The 17,629-nt window shown below is 53.6% G+C and carries 11 protein-coding genes; 4 read left to right on the plus strand and 7 right to left on the minus strand.

Annotated features, from left to right (window positions below; all coding sequences use genetic code 11):
- Positions 1–16: 16 nt before the first annotated feature.
- Complete coding sequence (locus tag RID21_RS05280; protein WP_350187529.1) at positions 17–2,092, minus strand: serine hydrolase; 2,076 nt, start codon at positions 2,090–2,092, stop codon at positions 17–19.
- 160 nt (positions 2,093–2,252) lie between these two features.
- On the opposite strand from RID21_RS05280, the gene RID21_RS05285 reads away from it, so the two are divergent.
- Entirely contained in the window at positions 2,253–3,101 is an 849-nt protein-coding gene (locus RID21_RS05285) for a glycerophosphodiester phosphodiesterase (RefSeq protein WP_350187530.1), read from the plus strand.
- 31 nt (positions 3,102–3,132) lie between these two features.
- Here RID21_RS05285 and RID21_RS05290 read toward each other — a convergent pair whose 3' ends face one another.
- From RID21_RS05290 to mprF, 5 genes are all read right to left on the minus strand, one after another.
- Positions 3,133–3,981, minus strand: a complete 849-nt coding sequence (locus RID21_RS05290) for a DUF6159 family protein (protein ID WP_149336652.1) — start codon at positions 3,979–3,981, stop codon at positions 3,133–3,135.
- 136 nt (positions 3,982–4,117) lie between these two features.
- The gene (locus RID21_RS05295; protein ID WP_350187531.1) at positions 4,118–5,134 is read right to left on the minus strand and encodes a prenyltransferase/squalene oxidase repeat-containing protein; all 1,017 of its coding nucleotides are present in this window, start codon (positions 5,132–5,134) and stop codon (positions 4,118–4,120) included.
- Between the two features lie 112 nt (positions 5,135–5,246).
- On the minus strand, positions 5,247–6,524 hold the full coding sequence (locus RID21_RS05300) for an FAD-dependent oxidoreductase (protein WP_350187533.1): 1,278 nt from the start codon (positions 6,522–6,524) through the stop codon (positions 5,247–5,249).
- Between the two features lie 260 nt (positions 6,525–6,784).
- Entirely contained in the window at positions 6,785–8,851 is a 2,067-nt protein-coding gene (locus RID21_RS05305) for a glycogen debranching protein (RefSeq protein ID WP_350187534.1), read from the minus strand.
- Positions 8,835–11,402 (minus strand): bifunctional lysylphosphatidylglycerol flippase/synthetase MprF, encoded by a 2,568-nt coding sequence (gene mprF, locus RID21_RS05310; RefSeq protein WP_350187536.1) that lies wholly within the window; start codon positions 11,400–11,402, stop codon positions 8,835–8,837. Before mprF ends, RID21_RS05305 begins: the two co-directional genes overlap by 17 nt.
- A 303-nt stretch (positions 11,403–11,705) precedes the next feature.
- Here mprF and RID21_RS05315 point away from each other — a divergent pair, with 303 nt between their 5' ends.
- Complete coding sequence (locus RID21_RS05315) at positions 11,706–12,686, plus strand: YybH family protein (RefSeq protein WP_350187537.1); 981 nt, start codon at positions 11,706–11,708, stop codon at positions 12,684–12,686.
- 57 nt (positions 12,687–12,743) lie between these two features.
- A complete protein-coding gene (locus tag RID21_RS05320; RefSeq protein ID WP_350187539.1) occupies positions 12,744–14,510 on the plus strand; it encodes a protocadherin in 1,767 nt (588 codons plus the stop codon).
- A gap of 88 nt (positions 14,511–14,598) precedes the next feature.
- On the opposite strand, the gene RID21_RS05325 is transcribed toward RID21_RS05320, so the two are convergent.
- Positions 14,599–16,269 carry an arylsulfatase gene (locus RID21_RS05325; protein WP_350187541.1) on the minus strand — a complete coding sequence of 557 codons (1,671 nt, stop codon included), beginning with the start codon at positions 16,267–16,269 and terminating at the stop codon, positions 14,599–14,601.
- Positions 16,270–16,618: 349 nt separating this feature from the next.
- Between RID21_RS05325 and RID21_RS05330 the strand changes: the two genes are divergently transcribed.
- Positions 16,619–17,344, plus strand: a complete 726-nt coding sequence (locus RID21_RS05330; RefSeq protein ID WP_350187543.1) for a PDZ domain-containing protein — start codon at positions 16,619–16,621, stop codon at positions 17,342–17,344.
- Positions 17,345–17,629: the final 285 nt, after the last annotated feature.

The following is a 17,629-nucleotide window of genomic DNA, read 5'->3' on the forward strand; positions in this document are numbered from 1 at the left end:
GGTGTACCATAGCGATTCAATCTTCTCGAAACTGATCTTTTTCAGGCCAGTCTTCAATCTGGTTGATCCAGCGATGCATGGGGGCATCGATCAGATTCGATAGTCGTTTCTGGTCGGCACCCTGGTGGGTATTGAACAGAATGGCCCAGTTTATTCGATCCAGTCGTCTGACGAGTAAGGTTGAAGTGCCATCCAGAGCTCCCATATGCCAGTGGTTTGCGTTACCTGCAGTGTCGATGGGCCGCACCATCCAACCACAGGCATAGTAAGCAACTTTGGGGACGCCATCTTCTGTAAAGCCCGCACTCCCTTCAGGACGGGCAGACATCTGAGAGAGGGCAGGAGCCTGCAGGATCGGGCATTCATCCGGCAGGTTGAACGCAGTCGCGAAGCGTACCAGGTCCGGGGCAGAAGAAATCCAGCCTCCATGTGAGTCCATTGCTTCCAGATACCAGGCACCATACGGACGCGGCACTTCGGAGAGCGTATTATTCGAATAGACTGTACTACCAACATCGCCGCTGTAGTATTTGACCTCATTGGGACGTCGATTGATGAGTAGTGTCCTGCCGAGTTCTGTGTCTTGCATACCCAGTGGCTGGCAGATCGTCTGCTCCACATATTCTGCGTAAGGCTGTCCCGTCACTTCTTCGATCACTCGACCCAGCAGGCAGTAGCCAAAATTGGAGTAGGCATACTTTTCACCGGGGGCAAAATCGAGTGGTTTCTGTACCATGATGCGAATTACATCGTCCGCTTCGGCGGGAGGTTGCTTGCCCAGTTGTCTGGCGAAAGCAACCGAACGAAACATGGGGTCAAAGGAGGTATCCCGGTCCCAGCCTCCGGTATGATTCAGCAGGTTTTGAATCGTGATAACTTTCAGTCGCGAATCGACTTCTGGAGCTGCCAGTTCCTTCTGGTAATCTTTCAAGACTGAAAAGACCTTCGTGTCCAGCTGCAATTTTCCCTGTTCGATGAGCTTCATGATGGCTACGGCTGTGATAGGCTTAGAGAGGCTGGCAATCCGAAACTGGCTGTCTGGCTGGACCTTTTTCTTTTGCTCAACATCGGCGTAACCAAAACCGCGCGCATAGACGAGGCGACCGCGATAGCTGACCGCGACAGAGGCCCCCGGGGGATGGTGTTCGAGCAGGAACTCTTTGATTGACTGGTCCAGTGAGGCGAGTTCCGGTTGTTCCAGACCGGTAACCGGAATGTCAGCGGCGGTCTGCCAGCGGATCGGTGAGGGAGTCATGCGAGGTCTCTGCTCCGGTTTTCTCCAGATGGCATTGAAAAAAGTCTTGCCATTTACCTGGTAGCCATCCAGGTAAGCCAGTTCCAGATTCTCGGTTCTGCGTTTCTTGTCGACTTCCTCTAATTGATTGGCAGTAGAATGAAATCGTGCCTGCCAGATCGGGCCGGAAACTTTGGACCAGAGGGCATGGTAAAAGGGAGTGTTACCAATACTGAACCCGCAGAGTTCTTCCAGGCGATAGCCACGCGCGATAAACTCGTCGTAGGTCTGAGGAAAACTGTCTGCGGGGACATTACATTCTGCTTCCCAGGCGTTTGCCTGCTGTTTCACCCAGATCCCCGCATGGGAGGCTTTATTGCGGAGAGCAAATCCATCCAGGGAAAGCGGACTATAGCCCTGTTCTTTCAGTGTCTCCAGAGTTTCCTTGAGCTCAGCATCATCGAGGGAATGTTTCAAAACGAAATCGGGAGCAGCCCCTTTTTCCCAGATGACAGCATAACGGGCTGAGCCTCTTAGTTCACATCCGCTGATATCCACGGGTTGAAAACCATCTGCAGCATATTCTTCTAATTTCTGATTCAGCTGACCGATCGTCAGCCCGTGATGTGCTTTCCAGTCGCGCTGGCTCGTGCGAGGGACGGCGATTGCTGCAAATTCAATGGAGCGCTGTCCTGGAAAAACACTGACTTCAGCAAGAGCCAGATCCTGCTTTCCGAGACCTGAAACAAAACGCTGGTACTCTACCGCAGACATTTTCAGTTCAAAAGTTGTTTCGGCAGCCCGCAGTAAGCTGGTTGTAAAACAGAGCAGGAGCAGCAGGAAGATTCTCAAAGGCATGAGTGTTACCATTCTACCATTCGAAAGCTGGCGGATAATGATGTGAACTCTTTCGATGATAAAGGGACCAGCGAAGCTGGTTCAAGCAGATTCTAATCCGGGAGGCTGATTTTAATTGAAAGACTCTGTAAACTGGTTGTCTGGTCTCACTCAGAACCGAATGAAAACAGAATCCGGAAAGGGCGTTGCTTTGAATTATCTAAAGATGGGAATCGGTCTGCTCTGTACGTTGAGCATCGTCTCTGAGGTTTTATTCGCAGGGGATCCAATCTTAATCGCGCATCGGGGGCTGCTGCGCCATGCTCCCGAAAATACGCTCCCCGCATTTTCAACCTGCCTGGATCTCGGGCTGGGTATTGAACTGGATATTCGAACCACAAAAGATGGTGAACTGGTCATTATTCACGATGACAGTCTGCAGCGTACAACTGACGGAGGCAAACATTCCATCAGAGACATCACCTGGGCAGAAGCCCAACAGCTGGATGCTGGAAGGTGGTTTGATCCTGCTTTCGCGGAGACCCGGATTCCCACTCTGGAAGAGACTCTGAAGCTGATCAGGGATCGCAAACGGGGCGAGACTGTGATCGCCTTGAACATCAAGCAGCTGAATCCGGAAGGTGAACACAAACTGATTCAACTGCTGGAGAAATATGATCTGTTCGGCGAGTGTTTTGGCTTCGATCAGAGTGCTGAAATGAGTCAGCGTCTGAAAAAGTTGAATCCAAAGTTTCGCGTCGGACAAAATGTCAGCCGGAAGAATCTGGAAGCTCGTCTCAGTGAGGGAAAACTGGATGTTTTTCTGCTGACCTTTGTTCCCGAAAAGTCAGAAGTTGACTATCTCAAACAGCAGGGGAAACAGGTGCTGTTTAATTTTGGTGGAGCAGGGGAGGCCCGTCGGAATCCAAAGGTCTGGAATCAGATCCGTGCGGCTGGAGTAGAAGGCATGCTGACCGATTTTCCGCTGGAGTGCCGTCGCATCTGGAGAGAAGCAGATCCGGGTTCCTGATTCGAATCTGCTTCAGATGCATCGATCGGTTCTATTTCTGAGCGAAGGCATGCGCGATCAGATCATGATCGAAGACTTCTGGAACTTCTTCCTCAGCAGCATAGAGGTAGATGGCCGCGATGACGATCGAATGGCAGGCGGAGGAAACTAGGGATGCCAGCAGGATACCGAAAATGGCGACTCCGATCAGAGCTCCACCGAGGGCGACACTTCCTGAACTGATTAAGAAGCCTCCACCCACAATCATCGCAAACAGTGGGATCATGACCAGGAACATGATCATGCCGATACCGAAGTTGGCAACCAGTGATTCGCCCCAGGTCTCGCGCAGAATACCGACGGAGCGTTTGATTGACTCAAAGGGGTTTTTCCGTTCGACTACCAGGACGGGGATCACGAAATAAGTCGTAATCGACCAGGCCATTCCGAGCAGACCGGCGACAAACTGTCCCAGTCTCTCAGAGCGGGACTCGATCATCTTGATGATGAAACCTACGGTTGCACTTACCAGAGCCCAACCGGCGATTTGCGGCAGGCGGTTGAGGGCGGAGTTGAAACCATCGCCGATTCCCGGATTGCCCCCCTTCAGGCGAATGATGGCACAGGACATCAGGGCCGAGTTGAAAAAGATCATCACGAAGTAATTCACGAAATAGAAAGCAAACAGGATCAGATAGGCGACAGGATCCTGTGGGGCCTGCTGATCGTTCATGATGACATCAACATATTTACTGTTCCACAGAGGCAGGGCAAAGCTGGCCAGTACCAGCAGACAGGAAATGCCACTCATGATGGGAAACAGCAGCAGTTCTTTATCCAGCATTAGGACGTGAAAACTCTGTTTTGAGAGCGCCCATCCATTTGAGATGCGGGTAAACATGATCTAGAATCCTCCTGATGATCGGGCTGGCAATACAGTGCGACGCTGTCATTAACTGTTGCATTCGTGGCAACTTCCCCAGAGTTATAACAGATTGCTGCACGCGGACATAATCGAATCTGATGATTCTCACAGATTATTCATCGGTCGGCAGAGTCAGCAGCAGTGCAACGGTGGCCCAACTGGCCGCGGTGACCGAGATGAACTGGTCTTTCCCGTGCGGATAGCCAGTTTCGAAGTAAGTCTGGAATGGATTGGCACGCGATTTCACATACCACGAGCCATCCGCTTGCTGAGTCTCGAGCAGGTATTTTATGCCGCGTTGAATGCTCAGATTGTTTGCCTTCAGTTGCCCCGACCGTAAGAGAGCCACCAGCACGGTCCCTGTTGCGTAAGCGTCGCTGTTCATCTCGGGGAGTTGAGACCAGCCCCCATCAGAATTCTGCAGCTGTGTCAGTTCCCGGGTTGCCGATTGAATACGTGACTCTTCAACGCTTAGTTCCAGAAAGGCTCTTAACTGAAAGACCCGTTCTTCGTTGGATGCCGGTTTGAGTTTCAGGAACCAGTCTCGGCTCTGATCGAGACGTTCCTGGATAAGGGGTTGTTGTTCCTCGGTTCCAAAATTTCTCAGTGCTCGGATCACGAAATAACTGGTGTTGGTATCGCTGGACATGGACGGAGGCCGGGTAGAATTACGCAGCCAGTGATCGCGGGAGCGGTTGCGTTCCAGCAGATAGCCGGTGACGGCTGCTGTGACTTCATCCGGTTTTCTGCCCGCCATCTCCAGTGTCCAGAGGGAAAAGCTGGCCATATCAGGACCACCTCCCTGACCCTGTCCCGCCTGATATTTTTCCAGCCCCCGCTTGAGGGCTGCTGCTGTGTGATCGACCTGTCTTTGAATATTGGTCTGATCTATTTTGAATCCCCGCAGGTGGGCTTCACTGAAAACCAGGACGGCCAGGGCCTGGTTGTGACAGGTGAAACAGGTTCGTTCGCGGGCTGAACCGGCGGCTGCTTTTTCGATGAGAGGGATGGAACGGGAAATGGCTGATCGAACCAGAGCCGGATCGGGAGCGGTTTCACCGGCTGGCGATAAGAGTGCGAGATTCAGGATGAGACAGCAGACGCATGCCTGCAGAATCGAGTGGTACATGCTGCTCCTTCACAGGAAACGGACTTAAATCGTGTACTGCTCGATTGTAGCAGTCATGGGAATGCCGTTTCCAGCAGTTTCTCTTTACAGGAGGACTTCCCTTAGAATAGGTTTATTTTACTGGCGCTTCTGCAGGGCGAGGGGCGCGACTGGGGCATTCGATATGCTCTTGCAGTAAACCGAGTCCGATGATTTTTCCTGCTTTGCGTCTGAGAATCGGGGCAAGCAGCCCAGCCATTTTCCGTAACGGCCAGGAAATCGAGATCGGTTTACCGGGGATGCTGCTACCGCCGAACAGTCGTTGGTGTGCGAAGACCTGCAGGCGCTGCATATGGAGAGCCGGTGGTTCACGCCGCTGTTGTACCCGCTTCAGATCTGACAGAGTCAGGGTTTCATTATAGAGTGGGTCCGCCAGGATATTGGCTGCTGCGACCGCATCCTGCACTGCGAGGTTGACGCCAACACCTCCCACAGGAGACATCGCATGGGCCGCGTCTCCAATGAACAGCAGCCCCGGACGAGCCCAGTTAGTAATATGATTCAGCTGCACGGTCAGCAGACGGACCTTATCCCACGAGTCGATGTCGTTGATGCCATCAGAGAGAGCGGGCAGAATATCGACGACCCGGTTGCGGAAGGCCTCGAGGCCTTCCTGCTTTAAGTCATCGAAGGAACCTTTGTGAATGATCATCCCGGTTTGAAAGTAGTCTCCGCGGTCGATGGTGATTAACATTCTCCCATCTCGAATGCGGGCCAGTGTGTTGTCGGTGACTTCACCTGCTTTGCTGACCCGGAACCAGAGTACGTCGATAGGAATCCCTTTTTCGACGATTTCGACACCTGCTTCGTGGCGCATGTCCGATCCTCGACCGTCGGCACCGACGACTAGATCGGCTCGGATTTCATATTCTCCATTCACTCCTTCCACCTTGACACCCACGACCTGGTCTCCGTCAAAGATCAGGCCGGTGGCTTTCGACTGCATGTGTACCTGGAAGTTGGGGAATTCAGCGGCATGCCGAGCCAGCATATTCAGGAAATCCCACTGTGGCGCAAAGGTGATGAATTTGCATTTGGTCGGCAGATGTGTGAAGTAAGGCCCTTCGACATCCTGACCTTCAAAATTGAGTTTCAGAGATTCGAAGTGTTTGTCCGCGAGGCTCAGGAATTCATCAAGCAGGCCCAGTTCATGCATCAGTTCCAGTGTGGAAGGATGAATGGTGTCACCACGAAAGTCACGCAGGAAATCTTTGTGTTTTTCCAATACGATGACTTCCACGCCGGCCCGCCCCAGTAGATAGCCGAGAAATAATCCCGCTGGCCCTCCGCCGACAACACAACAGCGAGTTGTAATCGAAGCACCGCTTGCCGGTGGTTGAAACTCATCCATGGCCCGTAACCTCCTGTAAAAAGAATTGCATCCTGGCGGGTAATACTGAGCGCGAAACAGATTTAAGTTGTGTTTTGATCCGAATCTGACGGCGGTTGTTCGGTCGCCTGATTCTGTGGGGCCTGCGAATCTGACACAGTTTTCCGTTTAAAGCTTCGGCGGGAGATGATCACAATGACGAAGAGAATCATCAGACTGCCGATGACTTGAGCATAACCTTCCATATTTCGTCTCATCTTTCGCAGCTGAAGAGTGACTATTTATAAGATACGCTTTTGCCTGATCAGAATGACAACCGACCGTGCCTGCACATCATAGGTTGCTGCGGAAACCGGCTTCAGGGACTCTGGTTCCAGCACATCTTCCGGGCTGGGCAGGGCCGTGTCGACCACCCGCTGCCATTCTCCGGGAGTTCCTTCATGAATTCCAAAAATGCAGGTGTTGGCGGCAGCATTGATCATGACATACAAATCGACGTCCGCTTCACTCTGACCATGCAGACAGAACGCCAGCGTTTTCGCGGCAGGCGTCAGATCGACATAGCGTGTAACTCCATACCATTTTACATCTTCTCTCCAGAAATGGGAACGGCAGACTGTCGAGTGCCGTTTTCGGAAGGCGATCATCAGTTTGACGAAACGAAAGAAATCCTGGTGCGTCTCGAGTCGATCCCAGTCGAGCCAGGTCGTTTCGTTGTCCTGGTTGTACGGATTGTTGTTGCCCTCCTGGGTCTGTAGGAATTCGTCACCCATTCGAAACATGGGCGAACCATTAGAGACCATCAACAGCGCAAACAGGTTTTTGGCCTGCTGCTTTCTGAGCTGTTCGACTTCGGGAGGTGCGTCTGCGCCTTCCCAGCCGCAGTTCCAGCTGTAATCGTTGGTTCCATCGGTATTGTTGTGACCGTTGGCCCAGTTCTGTTTGCTGTTATACGAGACCAGATCATACAGGGTAAAGCCGTCATGCGAAGTGATATAGTTGACGCTCTGGTATGGTCGCAGGGCGTGCAGGCAGTCATCGGGAAACAGGTCACAACTGCCGTAGATGCGAGTCATGAGGTCTGCGACTTTTCCAGAATCCCCTCGCACGAACTGTTGCACGGTATCTCGGTAGGCGGCATTCCATTGCATCCAGCGATGACCGGGAAAACGGGAGCCGAGCTGAAACTCTCCCGCGGCATCCCAGGGTTCTGCGATGAAGCGGCGGTCCGTCAGGGTATTGTCTGAACCAATCTGTCCAATCGTGGTCGGGTTCGATTCATCAATGCTCCCATCCAGTCGGCGGGTGAGGATGCTGGCCAGGTCAAAGCGGAAACCGTCTACGTGCATCTCCTTGACCCAGTAGTGCATACTGTCGACGATCATCTTCCGGACGGCCCGGTTGGCGGTATGGAGTGTGTTGCCCGATCCTGAATAATTGGCGAACGGATCTCGGGGGTTGTCAGTCAACGTGTAATAGGTGGTGTTGTCGATTCCTTTGAAACTGTAGGTGGGGCCCTGTTCGTTTCCCTCGCCGGTATGGTTGTAAACCACATCCAGGATAACTTCGATGCCGGCTGTGTGCAGGGCTTTGACCATTTCACAAAATTCGATGTGGCGTTCGCAGGTGTCGTCTGATTTGCAGTACGCATCATGCGGCGCGAAGAAGCCCAGGGGCATGTATCCCCAGTAATTACCATCGTCGTCGTCGAACTGATAGACGGGCATCAGTTCAACCGCGGTCACTCCCAGTTCCAGGAGATACGGGATTTTTTCGATCACACCCGCGAACGTACCCCGGGCATCAGCCGAGACTCCAGAGTTCTCACGTCTGGTAAACCCCTTGACGTGCATCTCGTAGATGACCAGGTCAGAAGTGTGATGGATATGCTGGTCGTCATCCCAGTTAAAGGCGCATTCAATCGACTGTAATACCGAGAGCGGGGCATGTCCGATGTTGGAGCCCGGCAGGCAGGCTCGCTGACGATCAAACAGGGGGGGGAAGAAAAGGTTGTGGGAATAGGGGTCAAACAGCAGCTTATCCGGATCAAAGGCATGCCAGTCATATATGCCATCCGGCGCGGGACCGTCGATCTGGTAGGCGTAGTATTTTGCAGATATGATCTTCTCTTTGGGAATCCGGCAGTGCCAGATTTCAGCAGACTTATTGCGCAGATAGTCGAACGCAAATTCGTAGACCGGTTCGAACAGATTGTCCTCGGTGAAGAAGAGCAGCTTCACCTGTTCGGCGTGTTTCGAATAGATGGCGAAGTTATAAGCGTTCTCTGAGGGAACCCAGGTTTCTCCCAAATGTACGGGAGAGCCTTCTCTTTTATCCCAGTGGTCCATCGTGCGATCTCCGGATCGAATCAGTGTGGGGTTTACCAATCAGGGCAACCAGGTCTCGTAAGATCTGAGGTAGTGCCAGTCCGCCGGGCGCTGCCAGGTACTTGGGAGTCCAGACCGGATCGAATTTTTCTTTGTAGCTGCGCAGACCTTCAAAGCGGTAGAAATGATCGCCATAGCGGAAGATCAGGTTCGCCGTCCGGTTCCAGACGGGGGACAGTGGACGACTTTCGATCCCGGAAAGGGGAGCCATGCCGAAATTGAACCAGGCATAACCTTCTGTCTGTCCCCAGAGCATCAGTTTCACAAACAGGTATTCCATCACACCCGGAGGCGCTGTCTGATCGTAACGCATCAGGTCGGCTGAGAGTTCTTCTTTGTCGGCGCCTTCGAGGATATTCGTGAAGGCAATGATCGTTCCCCGTTGTTTGACGACAGCGATCGGGAATTGCGACAGATAGGTTTCGTCAAAGTAACCCAGGGAGAATCCTTTTTCCTTCGTGCTCTTAGACTGCAGCCAGTCATCAGAGATCCGTTTCAGTTCCGGAAGGATGGCAGGAACCTGCTCCCGGGGGATGATCGTGAATTCACATTCTGCCTGTTCACAGTGATTAATTGCCTGACGGAGCTTTCGTCGTTTCCCGCCGGAGAGTTCAAACTCGGTTAAAGGGACCCGTGCCTCTTCGCCCAATTTGAGGATTGTCAGCCCCTGGTCGAGATATATTGAGAGGTTTTCCGGTCTGATCTGATAGAAGACGGGCCAGCCATCGTAGAGGTCCACGAGTTCGCGAAACTGCCAGACCAGTTCGGCCCGGTCCGCTTCAGGCCCGACTGGATCTCCCAGGCTGATCCAGGACCGTTTTTGGATGCCATACATAATGAACGCCGTCTGCTGTGGATTGAACAGCAGGGATTTATCTCCCAGTAATGCCAGCCGTGTAGACGTGACTGGTGAGGCTGTCACGAGTTGTCTGACCAGTGCCAGTTCGTCCGTTGTTGGCGGGTGTGCCTGGGGACGCTGGGCGGAGGTTAATTTCGCAAAGGAGAAGAGCAGCACCACCGAGATCGCACCGATGCTGCCCCGCATGAAACGTGAAGCGTCGCCTTTGATTGTAAACGCCCACCAGAGTTCGTGGGAATATTCGATGTTCCGATAGGCAAACAGTCCGAGCCAGAGCGAACAGAGTACGATGCTCAGGATGGTAGCCGCCCAGGGAAGACTGAAGCGGTCGTGAATCAGGGTTCCCTTGCGATAATACTGTCGTCGGCTGAGGAGCAGGGCCAGCAGAATGATGCCCAGGAGAATCGCTTCTTCATAGTCGAAGCCTTTCAGCAGAGAGACCAGGATCCCCAGGCTCAGCAGGCCGGTAATCAGCCACCAGGCCGAATCGAGTCGCCGCTGGAGTCCCCGGGCCAGAACCAGCAGGGCTGCACCGATCAGACTCCCCAGGAAATGTGAAATCTCGACCAGGGGCAGGGGGAGCGTCTGCTGCAGGTGACCCAGGCGGGCTGTGACGATGGGGGTGGCACCCGAAAAGAGCAGGACAGCCCCCGCCAGCAGCGTGCACCAGGAAAGAATCAGGGGGGCGATTGCCGCCGACCAGCGATTCGCCTGCTGCAGTGTGCGTCGCGCCAGGCCGCGATTGAGGGAGAGCTCATGCAGGCCCATCAATATCACAGCGAAAAACAGGGGGATCAGGTAGTAAATCACCCGAAAGACCAGCAACCCTGCCAGGATTTTAGCCGAAGAAGGGGAGGCGACGAGTGTGAGAATTACCAGTTCAAAGACGCCGACCCCTCCCGGTACATGGGAAAGTACCACAGTCACTGTCGCCATCAGGAAGATGCCCAGAAACTCCCCGTAGCCAATGGTGAGATTATGCGCGAGCAGGGTATACACGATCGCGGCGACCAGCAGCAGGTCTCCCGCCGAGACGGCCAGCTGTAATAAGGTCATCCTGGTGCTAGGCAGACGCAGTTCAATGCCTTTGACCCGGATGGGTGATTTGCGGATAAGTGTCAGCGAGGCATAAACAATCGCAACAGCCAGTAACAGTCCCCCCAGTGGTTGAACACTGGAAAAGGGAAGGTGTAACGATGCGGGGATCGGGAAAGGATGGGAAAGAAAAACGACCCCGGCCAGTGCAAACACGCCGACCCAGTAGGTCGTTCCCAGCATGAGCATCAGCTGCAGGATTTCCATCGCCGTCAGACCCCAGGCGGAATACAGACGATAGCGAACCGAGGTCCCTCCCAGCAGGGCGCCGAAATTGTAGCTGGTGACAAAACCGGTAAAGGAAGCCAGCGAGATCTTGCCCAGAGAAAGTGGATGCTGAATTGCCCGGACTGCCAGATAGTCATAACCGATCAGCAAGACGTAATTGAGAACGGTCAAGCCCCCGGCTGCCCAGAGTCGCCAGGCGGGAATCTGCTCTACAGCCGAGCGGATATCGTGGATGTTGTAATGCTTCAGCTCCCTGACCAGCAGCCAGATGGCTCCCACAAAGATGGTAATCACCAGCAAAGGAGCGAGTTGTTTAAGGCGGTGCAGCATCAGGGGGTCTTATTCACGGGGGCTGATATCACGGTCTGAACTTTGCCAATTTGGCTTGAAGGTCTTATGACTGAAAGACAGTTGAGAATATTTTTATCTATCCTGGCGTCACGGTCGTAGTTGGTCAGAGAATTACTCCGTTACAGTGAACGGCTCATGAATTTTCTCGAAGAGATCATAGATTATACGTGCATTATTGAATAGACAGGAATAGAATAAAACCAGGCGCTGTTGGTTGCTGAACAGCGGGTAAACTCTCTCACGATCCAAGCAAACGCGAACTCCTTTCTGAAAGACATCAGGATGAATCTCTCTCCGTATCTGGCCCGCTGGGGGCTCTTTTTCTCTGTGTTATCTACCGGTCTGCTGCTGGACTGTTCTGAATTATCAGCACAATATCAGCGGACTCCTGTTTCTGGTGAAGCGGAGGCTGTTGAGAAAGCAACCGCTGCTGAAACCAAGTCGAAACCATCGGCGGCCGAACAGGCCATTCGCAAAGTTGCGGTGGAATTCAAGAAAGCATTTGATGCGGGTAAGGCAGAGCAAGTCGCTTCCTTCTGGGCACCGGAAGGGGAATATGTGGAAGCCAGCGGCATGCGACTGGTAGGCCGCCCGGCGATTCAGAAAGCATATGCAGCGTACTTCAAAGCGAACAAAAAAGCACAAATTCAGATCTCGGTTGATTCCGTTCGCCAGATCGGTGATGACCTGGCAATTGAAGAGGGCCGCACCATGGTGGCAGTTCCCGAAGGGGCTGCAGACTACAGTCAATATACCGCGACCCACGTCAGGCAGAAGGGGAAGTGGAAAATGGTCAGCGTGAAGGAATCGAATCTGATTCCCCCGGCGACGCAGGTGAACCTGAAGGATCTGGAATGGCTCATCGGCAGCTGGGAAGCTGAGGATGTGGGGGTGACACTCAAGACCGTCTATCGCTGGATGCCGGGCAACAAATTTATCGAACGCACTTTTACTGCACAGACCCTGTCCGGCGATAAGCCGCAAGTGATGGGCACACAGATCATCGGTGTGGATCCACTTACGGGGGACATCATGTCGTGGACCTTCAACACCGATGGCAGTCATGCGATTGGAATCTGGTCTCCCGTGGAGAACGGATGGGTGATTGAATCGCGGGGTGTGACTGCAGACGGCATGCTGACCAGTGCCAACAATGTCATCACCAAAATCGATAAGAACGGCTGCCGCTGGCAATCCGTGAATCGAACAGTGAATGGCGTGGAACTGTCCGATGCACTCGAGGTTGTTTCGCGACGGCAATAGGCTCGATAAGGCACTTCGATTTAAGACAATCAAACTTTTTAGTTGAGGATAAATGGTATGAGAATTTTCATCAGTCTCATCGCAGTCACAGCCCTGAGTTTCGTGTCGGCTGATCTGTCGGTTGCCTGGGCCCGCGGATTTGGTGGCGGTGGTTTCCATGGTGGTGGTGGAGGCGGTTTTCGCGGCGGCGGAGGTGGTGGCTTCGGAGGCGGAGGCGGCTTTGGTGGAGGTGCCCGTAATTTCAGCGGTGGTAACTTCGGTGGAGGCAATTTCGGCGGCGGTGGTCGCAACTTCAATGGTGGTAATTTAGGTGGCGGTAATTTAGGTGGCGGTAATTTTGATGGCAGCCGCTTCTCGAATTACGGAAGTCGCTTCGATCAACCTGGCCGCTTCAACGATAAAACCGGCTTCGACTCTAATTTCATGAACTCGGTTCGTTCGGGTGACCGGACGAATGGCGATAACTTGAGCCGCTTCAACAACGGACAGTTTAACCGGGGTAACCTCAATCAATTGAATGGCGGCCGTGGTCTGCGTAACGATGGTTCGCTCAATATGGGTAACATGAATTTCAATCAGCGACCGACGCGTCAGGGCCTGGATAATTTTCTGGGGCTCCCTTCAGACGCCGGTCATAACGCAGTCACCAACTCGCATCCTCAGGTTCAAGACTTTACCGGTCGCAACACTGTGAACAGCTCGATTGCTAACGGCTCTGGTTCCGGTAACGTCTATCACGGACCAAATGGTGGAATCGCCGGTGAAGGCAGCTATACCGGGCCGCGGGGAAATACCATTTCAGGCGGTGGAGCGATTGGTCCTGACGGTGGGCATGCCGCGGGCGGAAGTATTACAGGTAACAATGGTGGTTCTGCTACCGGTGGTCGTGTCGTCGGCCCCGGTGGAGCATCCGCGGCCGGCGGGAGAGTCGTTGGACCGGATGGGGGCAGTGCTGCCGGCGGACGCGTTGTCGGTCGCGATGGCGGCTCCGCTGCGGGCGGCCGGGTTGTCGGTCCGAATGGTGGTGGTGCTGCGGGCGGTGTTGTGCGTGGTCCCGGCGGAGGCGCTACCGCAGGTGGTATCGTCCATGGACCAAATGGTGGTTATGCTGCCGGCTTCGTGCATGTCCCTCCTTCGACACGTTACTATCATGGTGCTGTGATTCGCGGCGGTTTTTATGGCTGGGGGATGTATTATCCCGGCTGGTACTCTGCTCACCCTGGTGTCTGGTATGCTCACGGCTGGCCGGCTGGCTACGCCTGGACGGTCTGTACGTGGGGAGCGATGATGGACTGGTTTGCCTGGTCGAACATGCAGCCGATCTACTATGACTACGGGAATAACGTGGTCTACCAGGACAACAGCGTCTACGTCAATAATCAGGATGTGGGAACCGCTGAAGAGTACACTCAGCAGGCCAGTCAACTGGCTCAGGCTGGTGCTTCGGCGGATGTCAGTGACCAGGGGAAATGGATGCCGCTGGGCGTGTTTGCACTCTCACCGACGGGGGAAACCAAGTCGGACAATGTGGTCGAACTGGCTGTGAACAAGGATGGAATCCTGAGAGGGAACTTCACCGATACCAAGACTAAGAAGACGCAGCAGATTCAGGGCTCGGTCGATAAAAAGACTCAGCGGGCAGCCTGGACTGTCGGCGACGATAAAAACACTGTCTACGACACAGGGATCTATAACCTCACCAAAGACGAAGCACCCCTGCTGGTTCACATTGGCAAGGAAAAGACCGAGCAATGGCTGATGGTTCGTCTGGATCAGAAAGACAAGAACACCGACGGGAGCAGCACCTCTACTTCAGGGAACTAACTGTCGATGTTTGACTCTGTATGAACAACCTGCAACCGAACTGGTCAACCTGGCCAGTTCGGTTTTTTATGCGCTGGATTGGGAAAGACTACGGTTTCTGCAGCGGTGCCAGATAATCGATGCGATAATCCTGAGGGAAGGGCAGCACGAAGTTCTCCTGTGCCCACTGATCCCACTTTCGGGCAAGTTGCTGAACCCGTTCCGGTTCCGCTTTCGCCAGATCGTTCAGCTCGGTCCGGTCGCGGGAGACATCATACAACTCCCAAGGGCCGCCCCGGGTGGCAGCCAGTTTCCAGCGACCCTCGCGAATTGCCCGGTTTCCCTGGTGCTCGAAGTAGAGAGTCCGTTCGGATTGAGGTTTACCCTGAAGTAACGGCAGCAGGCTGCGTCCTGGCAGGGGAATCGTCGGTATATTATCCCAGCTTTCCGGATATGCGACTTGGGCTGCCTCCAGCAGGGTGGGAACAATGTCAATAATGTGTGCGGGAGTGGAGATGATTTTGCCGGACTGCTTTACACTGGCAGGCCAGTGGACGATCCCTGGAGAGGCGATGCCTCCTTCGTGATTATAATGCTTGTAGAGACGCCAGGGGGTGTTGGAGGCATTAGCCCAGCCGGAACCGACACTGTGATGCGTATCCGGGCCTCCCATGCGATCAAGCTGATCGCCCCAGTAGAGTGTGTTATTGCGACTGGATCGGATATCAAAGCCAAACGGATCCCACTCGGCACAGGCTCCGTTATCTGACGTGAAGATGATCAGCGTGTTCTCCAACTCGTTGTTCTGGCGCAGGCTGGTTAATACGCGTCCTACATTCTGATCCAGACGATCGACCATCGCAGCAAAGATTGCCATGCGGCGTGCCAGATCTCCTCGGCGGTCAGTGGGGAGTGAATCCCAGGCCGGGTTGACGCGTGCTTCGGCTTCTCCCCAATCCCAGTAACGGGATCGCGGCGAAAGTTTGGTTTCTTCAGGTACGATCCCCAGTTGTTTCATGCGTGCCAGCCGCTGTTGCCGGACCTGATCCCAGCCGATGTGGTAGCGATCTGCGTATTTCTCAATTCCTTTTTTGGGGGCATGCAGTGGGAAGTGCGGTGCGTTGAATGCGAGATAGAGGAACCAGGGCTGATCGGGATTCCGTCGGCCCATCCGCATAAAATCAATGGCATAGTCCCCCAGGGCATCAGTCCCGTAGAACTCTCCCTTAGGATAAGTATGCGTATCGCGGGTGGCGGGGAGACGGGTGAAATGATCGACGTCCCAGAACGTTTTGGCGCTGACCAGCGTCCCGTAAAATTCTTCGAAGCCGTGCTTGGTCGGGTCTTCTGTTCCGAGGTGCCATTTACCAGAGAGAAACGTGCGGTAGCCACCCTGCTGTAAAATCTGCGCGATCGTAATCGCCTGATCGTCGAGATGTCCCTGGTAGCCGCGCTGATTCAGGCTCCGCGTCATGTGCCCCAGTCCGACGCGATGCGGGTATTGCCCGGTCATGATCGATCCGCGAGAAGGACAGCAGCGACCGGTATTGTAGAACTGGGTCAGCCGCACACCGTCTTTTGCCAGGGAATCGAGTTGTGGTGTTTCGATTTCTCCACCAAAACAACCAAGGTCGGAATACCCCAGATCGTCGGCAACAATCAGCAGGATATTTGGCCGCTGGGCTGCGGACAGATGATCCAGGGGGAGCAGCAGTGCCAGTAGCAGACAGGTCAAGCCGAACAGCGAGTGGCTGATTCGGTCCAGGGGAGCAGAGGGCATAATGATTCTTCCTGTTGAGCGTCTTGAGAATGATCTGAAGCCGGGATCCCGACTTTTCTCAGCTTAACCACTCCTCAGGCTGGCTTCCAGAACCAGTTGTCGATTCGGGGTAATTCCGGTTAGTGGACGTGTGGATAACTGAGTGTTGCCTGGAATCATCATATTTCTGAATCCGTGTTTGACAAGGTATATGCGTAAGCTAGGATAGGGTAAATACGTTGAGTGCGGCGATTGTTTGATTGCCCTCAGGTCGAGAAGCTCAGCAATCAGAAATATCATGTGTCTCGTACATATTTTGAGATAAAGGGTTACCAAGATGAATCTGCAGAAGTCTATAACGAGCAAGGGCTTGCTTTGTCTTCTCACACTCTTTTTGATCGTGAACTACGAATCACAGGCGCAGGAATCTGCTCCCAATGCTGCTCCCCAAAGTATTGATCCGAATCTGTCTCCCCGCCAGAAGTATGCTGCTCTGATGAGTGAAGCACACAAGGCGCGGCTGAATCAGCATTATTCGAAGTATTACAAAGCGACCCTGGGGGTTGTTGCCACAGATGCCTCCGGTCCTCTGGCCGCTCATCTGACAAATGGTGCTCCTGACTGGTGGACTGGTGTCGGAACGAACCTGGATGGCAATCCGGGGTATGGTGTGGTCATCATGCATGTCGCTCCCGGCTCACCAGCCGACAAAGCAGGGCTGATGAAATACGACATCATTCTTTCGTTCGGCAAGCATCGTCTGGCTTCCGTACGTCAATTGAACGCACTTCTGGCGAAAGCACAGCCGGGGCAGAACGTGACCCTCTCCGTAGTTCAGGTGGGAGAGAAGGGCGCTGTCAGCAAAGTTAATGTGACACTGGGTTGGGCCGAGCGGATCAATGCTCCTGCTGGTGGGAATCCTCCGTGGACCGCCACTCCTCAGTTTCCGAATGCTGCCAACTTTGGTCACGATGATGAATATCTTGCCAACCCGAAAGCACCGATGCAGTATCAGTACGCGGCTCCTTACGAGTACGCTCCCAAGTTGAACTCTTCGATGCCTATGGACTTCGAAGGCAGCCTCTCTGATAAGTAAGCGAATCAAGCTTAATCAAGAAAATACACAGGCGATGCTCACCTTGGGCATCGCCTGTTTTTGTAGTGGTCTGCAGAAATCTGGATGAACCGGACCTTCACATTAAAATCGATTAGCCACTTCAGAGAAACTATGCGGATCAGAGGGAGAGATTCACCCGCTGGTTTGTCCAGCGATTTCGCGTGAAAGGCAAATTCAAAGCCGGAAATCGCTGAATTCAGGCGGCTTTACTGGCGATTACACTCAAAGTCATGTAAAATCGAAGGATATTGATCCCTTGAATAA

Source organism: Gimesia sp., from assembly GCF_040219335.1.
GTDB lineage: Bacteria > Planctomycetota > Planctomycetia > Planctomycetales > Planctomycetaceae > Gimesia.